Origin of the sequence: Anabaena sp. AL93, from assembly GCF_001672085.1 — a bacterium.
In the GTDB taxonomy this organism is placed as follows: domain Bacteria; phylum Cyanobacteriota; class Cyanobacteriia; order Cyanobacteriales; family Nostocaceae; genus Dolichospermum; species Dolichospermum heterosporum.
In genome coordinates, this window is sequence record NZ_LJOU01000158.1 from 1 (window position 1) to 8,051 (window position 8,051).

At 38.5% G+C, this 8,051-nt stretch carries 7 protein-coding genes; 4 read left to right on the forward strand and 3 right to left on the reverse strand.

From position 1 onward, the window contains the following. Positions 1 to 93: 93 nt before the first annotated feature. From AN486_RS25455 to AN486_RS25465, 3 genes are all read left to right on the forward strand, one after another. Entirely contained in the window at positions 94 to 699 is a 606-nt protein-coding gene (locus AN486_RS25455) for a VWA domain-containing protein (protein WP_053540605.1), read from the forward strand. Between the two features lie 35 nt (positions 700 to 734). Continuing rightward, positions 735 to 1,340 carry a VWA domain-containing protein gene (locus tag AN486_RS25460; RefSeq protein WP_168635999.1) on the forward strand — a complete coding sequence of 202 codons (606 nt, stop codon included), beginning with the start codon at positions 735 to 737 and terminating at the stop codon, positions 1,338 to 1,340. 117 nt (positions 1,341 to 1,457) lie between these two features. After that, complete coding sequence (locus AN486_RS25465) at positions 1,458 to 1,991, forward strand: hypothetical protein (protein ID WP_233455469.1); 534 nt, start codon at positions 1,458 to 1,460, stop codon at positions 1,989 to 1,991. Positions 1,992 to 2,104: 113 nt separating this feature from the next. On the opposite strand, the gene AN486_RS25470 is transcribed toward AN486_RS25465, so the two are convergent. From AN486_RS25470 to AN486_RS25480, 3 genes are all read right to left on the reverse strand, one after another. Beyond that, complete coding sequence (locus AN486_RS25470; RefSeq protein WP_168636000.1) at positions 2,105 to 3,403, reverse strand: glycoside hydrolase family 10 protein; 1,299 nt, start codon at positions 3,401 to 3,403, stop codon at positions 2,105 to 2,107. Positions 3,404 to 3,521: 118 nt separating this feature from the next. Then, positions 3,522 to 5,939 carry an ATP-binding protein gene (locus tag AN486_RS25475; RefSeq protein ID WP_290602944.1) on the reverse strand — a complete coding sequence of 806 codons (2,418 nt, stop codon included), beginning with the start codon at positions 5,937 to 5,939 and terminating at the stop codon, positions 3,522 to 3,524. Between the two features lie 412 nt (positions 5,940 to 6,351). Continuing rightward, positions 6,352 to 6,846 carry a bifunctional nuclease family protein gene (locus AN486_RS25480; RefSeq protein ID WP_053540609.1) on the reverse strand — a complete coding sequence of 165 codons (495 nt, stop codon included), beginning with the start codon at positions 6,844 to 6,846 and terminating at the stop codon, positions 6,352 to 6,354. A gap of 400 nt (positions 6,847 to 7,246) precedes the next feature. Between AN486_RS25480 and AN486_RS25485 the strand changes: the two genes are divergently transcribed. Then, entirely contained in the window at positions 7,247 to 7,906 is a 660-nt protein-coding gene (locus AN486_RS25485; protein ID WP_168636002.1) for a riboflavin synthase, read from the forward strand. Positions 7,907 to 8,051 lie beyond the last annotated feature (145 nt).

The window sequence follows — 8,051 nt, forward strand, 5'->3', positions numbered from 1 at the left end:
CCCCCTCATCGCTTGCGGGGAGGGGGTTGGGGGTGGGGTTCTTGTACCTCATAACATGGGGAAGTGCTGTAGAAAAATCACAATAGGAAGATTATGATGAGCGATCGTGACTATACCTTAATTATTGACAAAAGTGGTAGTATGTCCACACCCGACCAAGTGGGCGGGAGAACTAGATGGCAGATAGCCCAAGAATCTACCATTGCTTTAGCCAGAAAGTGCGAAGAATTTGATCCAGACGGCATTACAGTTTACGTTTTTTCCGGCAGATTTAAACGTTATGAGAACGTGACTGCTGCCAAAGTAGCCCAAATATTTCAAGAAAATGATCCAGCAGGGACAACTAACTTAGGAAGTGTACTTCAAGATGCCTTGAATAGCTACTTTCAACGCAAAGCTGCTGGTACTACCAAACCTAATGGAGAAACCATTTTAGTCATTACCGACGGTGAACCAGATGATCGCAAAGCTGTATTTGAAATTATCATCAGTGCGACTCGACAAATGGAAAAAGATGAAGAATTAGCAATTTCCATGATTCAAGTCGGTGCAGATCCTCAAGCTACCAAATTTCTTAAAGCCTTAGATGATCAATTACAAAGTGTTGGTGCTAAATTCGATATTTGTGATACCGTAACTTTAGATGATTTAGAAGACATGAGTTTGGCTGACGTTTTAATGAACGCCATCACTGATTAATTAACAAAAATTCCTCAAATCTGGAGAGTTTAGTCATGCTAGAAAACCGTGATTACACCTTAATTATTGATAAAAGCGGTAGCATGGCTACCCCAGATCAAAAAGGTGGGAGAACTAGATGGGCAACAGCACAAGAATCTACTTTGGCCTTAGCCAGTAAATGTGAACAATTTGATCCAGATGGCATTACTATTTATTTGTTTTCTGGAAAATTCAAACGTTATGAAAATGTCACATCTGCCAAAGTAACACAAATTTTCACAGAAAATGATCCTTCTGGAACAACAGATTTAGCTGGGGTTTTGAAACACGCTACCGATGATTATCTGCAACGCAAAGCCTCCGGTACAACTAAACCCAATGGAGAAACAATTTTAGTAGTTACTGACGGTGAACCAGATGATCGTAAAGCCGTCATGAAGGTAATTATTGAAGTTTCTCGACGTTTGGATAGAGATGAAGAATTAGCTATTTCTTTTATCCAAGTCGGTAATGATGCTCAAGCTACCCGCTTTTTGAAAATATTGGATGATGAACTACAAAGTGCAGGTGCTAAGTTTGATATTTGCGACACCGTTACAATGGATGATATGGAAGATATGAGTTTATCAGAAGTTTTGCTCAATGCCATTAATGACTAGCACCGTCGTGAATTAAAAATTACAAAAGTAGATCCCCCACTTTTGACATCAATTCATAATTTGTTGATAAGATAAAAAAAGAAGTTGGGGATCTTATCTCTTTTAGGAATTATAAATATGGATTCCATTGACAAGCTATTAGCTGAACTCAAAACTGAATATACAGAACCAAAAACAACACCACCACAAAATAATTTAACCCCAGTTAAATTGATTTCACCGACCATAAAATCAGATATATTCATAGATAATTTGTTATCAGAAGTCCAAGCTGATTTGGCGGAAAATAAAACTGAATATATCCAATCCAACCCGACAAAACCACAAAATAGATTATCTCCTATTCAATTTGTTCATTCACCTGATCCTAAATCAGATGTATTTGTCAACAACTTATTAGCAGATGTACAAGCTGATATTTTGGCAAAAGATGCGGCGATCGCACTGCAAAAACAAGAAGAATTAACACAGGAGAAAATTCGTCAAGAAAAACTTCAAGTTAAACAAAAAGCAGCTTTACAAAAATCTGCTGAACAATGGTTAGATCAATTAGATCCATTGTCATCAGAAGGAATATGGTTTGAAAAATTTGCTGAAGGTTATCCTAATAAATTATTAGCCGCAATTGATTATTTGCAAACTAATTCCTAAATCTCAATTTAACACTAATTTTTAATCAAAAATTCAATCTTTTGCCCTAAATATGGGGGTAGGCACGGGGCGCTACCCCTACGTAAATGATTAATTGCCCATTCGTGTATTGCTTAAAATGGTATTTGGTCAGTAACAGTGAGGTTTGTTTCTCCTGGTATTGACTCTACTTTTGTTTCCTCTGGCGTTGATTCTACTTTTATTTCCCATCCTCTTGATTCTACAGCAGTTCGGGATGCAGGATATGGAAATAAACTTTTAAATCCAGCTAACCGTTCTTTTAATGCTTCTGGTGCAGTATTCCAAAGACTTTCATAATAGAAAAAAGCTACACCCAGTCCCCGTTGTTGGGCGGCACGGACTTGAGATTGAATCTGTTGCATTGATACGGATTTAGTTCTTAACCCTGCCATAACACCGATTCCCGCAGGAATTTTTTGTTTTACTTCTTCCATTTCTGGACGGGAAAGCTTGCCAATAAAATGATCTAAATTTTCCTTATAAACTTGCACAATTAACTCATCTACTATGTCTAATCGTACCCAGTTCAACCAATCTTGGAGTTGAAATTTATAGGCATGATTATAGTAATTAGGTGAGACGGAGAAAATCATTTTCGGTTTGATCTGTTTAACTGTTTGATTCAGTCTCACCATAAATTCTGTAATTTTATTTGCCCGCCAATTTACCCATTCTGGGTTTTGAGGATCACTTGGTGGCGTTTTTTTGGTTTCTTGTTGATATAAGGCAACTGTATATTTATCGTAGCCAAATTCCGAAGGTAAACTTGTATGATCATCAAACTGAATACCATCAATATTATATTTTTGAGTAAGTTCTACTAGAAGATCACTAATAAACTGTTGAACTTGGGGATGGAATGGATTTAACCATGAAACCTCTCCGCCGGCACTAATAGATGTTTGAGTCCCATCTTTTTTGCGTGTTAACCATTCTGGTTTATTCATGGCTAATTCTGAACTGGGAGGAGTCATAAACCCAAATTCAAACCAAGGAATTACTAGTAAATTTTGCCGATGGGCCTTATCAATTAAATCGGCAAGAATATCATGTCCATCTAAGCCTTGAAATACAAATGGTTGGATTTCTAGACGTTTGGCGACTTGACTAGGATACATGACATAACCAGAGTTCCAAACTACGGGATAGATAGTGTTAAAATTGAGTTGTTGCAGTTGTGTGACTGCTTCCTGAACTTTAGTCCTATCTTTAAGAATATCAAGATCATTATTTGTCATCCATACACCACGAATTTCTTGACGTGATGTTTGGGCTGTTACAGGTGTGAAGGTGTTTCCCCATAAAACTATGAGTAAGGAAATTAAAAACAAAGGCAGAAATAACTTTTTAAGTATTTCCCGAAAACCAAATGGATAAAAATTGAATCTCATTTTAATTTGAAACTATGGCAATGATATAATGGAAGTCGGGAGTTAAAAATATTTTATTGGTTGACAATGAATTATATCTCAATCTGGTTCAGTTAAACATAAAGTTTCTGGTTTATTGCTATGAATCAGGATGCAGAAGATTGCGTCTAACCAGACTGGCGACAACTGTAGCTAATTCTACTGGTTCAATGGGTTTGGGCAAATGTAATTGAAATCCTGCTTGTATGGCTTGCATCCTGTCCTCTACCCTAGCATAAGCTGTCAATGCGGCTGCGGGAATATCTCTGCCCTTTTCAGGGGATAAAGATCGCACTTTACGAATTAATGAATAACCGTTTTCCCCTGGCATCCCAATATCACTAATCAAAACATCCGGTGTCCACAGGGTAAGCATTTCCAAAGCTTCTTGGGCTGATGATACTGCTGTAACTTCCGCTTGGCATTCTTGTAGAACTGTAGCAATAAATTCACGGCTATCAACTTCGTCATCTATAACTAATACTTTTACGCCGTTTAGTATGGGTAAAGATGTGGGAGAAGCTAAAAAAATCGAGTCGGATTTTGCTGCTTTTTGCCGATACTTTTGCGCCTGTGTACTGTAACTTTCTTCCATCAGTGGCAGTTTGATTGTAAATGTTGATCCTTTGTTTTCCCCTAAACTTTCTACATGAACAGTACCACCATGCATTTCTGTTAAATGGCGCACAAGTGATAATCCTAATCCCAGTCCACTATAGGATCTAGTGCTGGAACTATCAGCTTGACGAAAACGATCAAAGACATGGGGCAGAAAATCAGCAGTAATGCCAATTCCATTGTCAATTACTTGAATTTGAGCATATTTTCTGGGTTGATCATGATCATTTGACAAATTTGCGGTGCTAATAGCCACTTTATTCAGCCTAATTTCGACGTTACCGCCTTGAGGTGTGAACTTGATGGCATTGGTTAACAAATTCCAGATTACCTGTTGCAAGCGATCGCTATCACCGGATACCATCACAGCAGAGGTTGAATCTGGCAATTCTCCATCATGGGGATCAAAGTGCAAATTAATTTCCTTTGCTTGGGCTGCAAGGGAGACAGTTTCTATAGCTGAATTAATAATAGGAACTAAATTGCAATTTCGAGGATTAAACTTTAACTTACCTCTAATGATGCGGGATATATCCAACAAATCATCAATTAACTGATTTTGGATTTTCGCATTGCGTTCAATGGTTTCTAGTCCTTGGGCTACCTGATCTTCTGTAAATTTACGAGTTCTGAGCAAATGAGACCAACCGACTATAGCATTGAGAGGCGATCGCAATTCATGGGACAAAACCGCCAGAAACTCATCCTTCATCTGGTTAGCTTTCTGTAACTGCTCAGTTTGTGTTTGTAAAGAAGTGATCAAATTAGTGCGATCTTTTTCTGCTTGTTTCCGCTCCGTAATATCCAAAAATGCCCCGATACATCCTCTCGGTTTCCCATCTTCATCAAATAACGGAGCGACATATTCCAGCAAATTCACAATTGTGCCATCATCATGGACAACATCAACCTCAAAATCTGAAATTTCCACACCATGAGCCGCACAATATTGCATGGGTAGTTCTTTTGCAGTCAGTTCTTTACCCTCATGGAAAAGTTTAAATTTTGTCGGTCTTTCTGCTATAGGTCCAGTCAAGGACGCATTTTCACCAGACTGCATCCTCAGTGACTTGGCAAAAGCTGGATTCATTGTAATAGTTTGGCATTCTCGATTTTTCGCTATGCCAATACCAATCGGAATCATATCGAACAAAGTTTGTAACTCATTGACTCGTCGCCGTAATTTTTGGTTAAGGTTGAGAATTTTTTTCTTACTTTTCTGAAGTTCCTTGAGTGCGGCTTCCCGTTCACTTAAATCCAGGATAAAAGCTGTTGACCTCTCCCGTTTTTCCCCCTTGAGGGCAAAACCAACTAACACAGGAATACGACTACCATCTTTGCGAATATATTCCTTTTGATATGGTGTACAACCACCATCTGCACTAGAATGAGATTCAGCGATCGCTTGTTCATTTAAATATAAAAATTCCGGTGCTGTCAGATGTCGCCAATCTAAATTACCAGCGAGTAAATCTTCCCTTGTATAACCAGTAATTCTCAAAAATTCGTCGTTTGCCTGGTGGATGCCACCATAAATATCACCAGAAACAATACCAATAATGTTAGCATTGACAAAAGTTTGCAGATTCTCATCCTTAATTTTCAATGCCTCTTCAGCACGACGATTTTTACAACTGAGGCGCTCAATTACTATCGCACTTTGCCAAATTAAAATAATAAAAACTATAATTACAACAAACTCAAGAAGGGAAATAGCAAAAGCATAATTATATAACTTCGCTAATTCACCATTAAGTATTAACCAACCCACCACAAAAAGGACAATTAGTGCTGGCAATAACAAACACACAGCTATCACACCACCATAACCATAATTAGTTCTTACCCGCATTAACCACTGTCGATAACTCGCCCACAGAATCCCCATCACCACTACCATAAATTTTCAATAAGTTGACCGCAATGTTATTTTATGTTTTTAATATTACTTCGATTACTTCCTGTTGGAGAAATTTTTAATTTCACCATCAGCACAAAAACCCAAATCATGATAGAAAACAATTATGATTAAAAAATCTATCTGAGGGAATATTTTATAATTTGTGTTTGTATGATATTTAACTCCATGTTGTTAAAAAAATGTAGGTTGGGTTGACCCAAGGAAACCCAACAAAATTCTGAATCAAGTTGAGTCAAGATTCCTCCTGACTCCTAACCTTAGTCTAGTAGTTCGTCAAATTTATTTTGACGGGTAATGATCGGAAAAAACTTCTGTTCTTCCCTCCCCTGCCCCCCCTGCCTCTCTTCTCCCCCTGCTTGCCTTCACCCGTCATTTTCGGGTTGACAGACTACTAGTCACCATTTCCAAACCGCTTGATTAGATCTTCAGGACGGAGATTAGAAATAAATTCGCGGAATGCTTCCTGTTCAGCTTCATCAGCATCACGATCTACAGGAATAGACGCATCAGCCACTACTTCTTCCATCACCCAAATGGGAGTATTTGTACGGAGTGCAATAGCGATCGCATCACTCGGACGAGCATCAATTTCTTTTTTGACATCGCCTTGCTGAAGAATCAACGCCGCATAAAAAGTATCTTTTTGCAAGGTATGAATAATAACTTTATCCAAAGTCATATTCCATGTTTCCAGCATATTCACAATCAAATCGTGGGTTAAAGGTCGAGGCGGCTTTTGATTTTCCATTGCCCCCATAATTGCTCTGGCCTGTTCTTGACCTATATAAATAGGCAAAGCGCGACGATCTGAACCATCCTTCAAAAGTACAATTGGGCTGCGGGTGATTGCATCTAATGCTATACCAGCGACTTTCATTTCTATCATTGGTTCAGCCTCTAAAGTTCCTTAATCGCCTGGAAATTTGTAACAGATAATACACTCTTCATCAAATTAAAAATTAAGAATTAAAAATTAAAAAAAGCAGCCTAAACAAGCTTTTTAGGAATTTTTAATGGTTATTTGACTGTTGCTGTGGTGTACTAACAATTAGGTATAAATAAACTAATTTCACACCATCTTAACAACTAATTTATTTATCCTTCATATTTTATCCTTCTTTAATCCTCCGATTCAAGTATGCCTGGGGATTGATGTTAATATGTTAATATTCATTTACCGGAATTGGGAAAGAAATTAAAATGGGAAAGCTTTACATTTTTTCCCAGAATTATTAGTTAATTTCCGCCAAAATTAGGGAATAAATAAAATTAGTTTTGGAAAAGCTGTGTTTACAGGATTAATTCAAGGTTTGGGAACGATAAAACCCGTAATGGGAGATTTGTGGCAGATTAGTTATCTAAATCAGTCAAAGATGATCATTCAGGACTTAGCCTATGGTGATAGTGTGGCGGTAGATGGCGTGTGTCTAACAGTTGAAGAAATCTTAAAAGATGGGTTTATTGCCACCGCTTCGCCGGAAACCCTCCGCCGCACTACATTGGGTAAAGAAGAAACGCAACAAAGATCCGTCAACTTAGAAACGTCCCTGCGGGTAGGTGGTAAAGTCGGCGGTCATTTTGTCATGGGTCATGTAGATGGAATTGGTCAGTTAATCACATCTGAACAAACAGCTAGTTCTTGGGAAATGACCTTTATTGCCCCAGAAGCGATCGCTCGTTATATAGTTCCTAAAGGTAGCATTGCTATCAATGGTATCAGCCTCACCATCGCTGCATACAAATCAGAATCATCTCAATTTACAGTCGCCGTCATTCCCCTGACCTACAGCGAAACCAATCTCAGTCATTTAGTAGCAGGGAGTTGGGTAAATTTAGAAGGAGACATCCTGGGTAAATACGTAGAAAAATTCCTAACCCCTGGAAATAATCACCATCAACAAGAGGAAATTACAACCGCATTCCTAGCAGAAAACGGATATTTGTAGAAGTCAGGAAGTAGGGGCGCAGGGCCTGCGCCCATTCAGGAGTTCAGGAGTATGGCTAACGCCACGCTGCGCTATCAGGAGTTCAGGAGAAAGAAGGAAGAAATTTCTCCCCAACTCCCCCTACTCCTCCTACTCCCCCTACTCC

Bases quoted from the DNA above. Each gene is read 5' to 3' on its own strand.
- AN486_RS25475 (WP_290602944.1), bottom strand. From the start codon at position 5,939: ATGGTAGTGGTGATGGGGATTCTGTGGGCGAGTTATCGACAGTGGTTA.
- AN486_RS25480 (WP_053540609.1), bottom strand. From the start codon at position 6,846: ATGATAGAAATGAAAGTCGCTGGTATAGCATTAGATGCAATCACCCGC.
- AN486_RS25455 (WP_053540605.1), top strand. From the start codon at position 94: ATGATGAGCGATCGTGACTATACCTTAATTATTGACAAAAGTGGTAGT.
- AN486_RS25460 (WP_168635999.1), top strand. From the start codon at position 735: ATGCTAGAAAACCGTGATTACACCTTAATTATTGATAAAAGCGGTAGC.
- AN486_RS25465 (WP_233455469.1), top strand. From the start codon at position 1,458: ATGGATTCCATTGACAAGCTATTAGCTGAACTCAAAACTGAATATACA.
- AN486_RS25470 (WP_168636000.1), bottom strand. From the start codon at position 3,403: ATGAGATTCAATTTTTATCCATTTGGTTTTCGGGAAATACTTAAAAAG.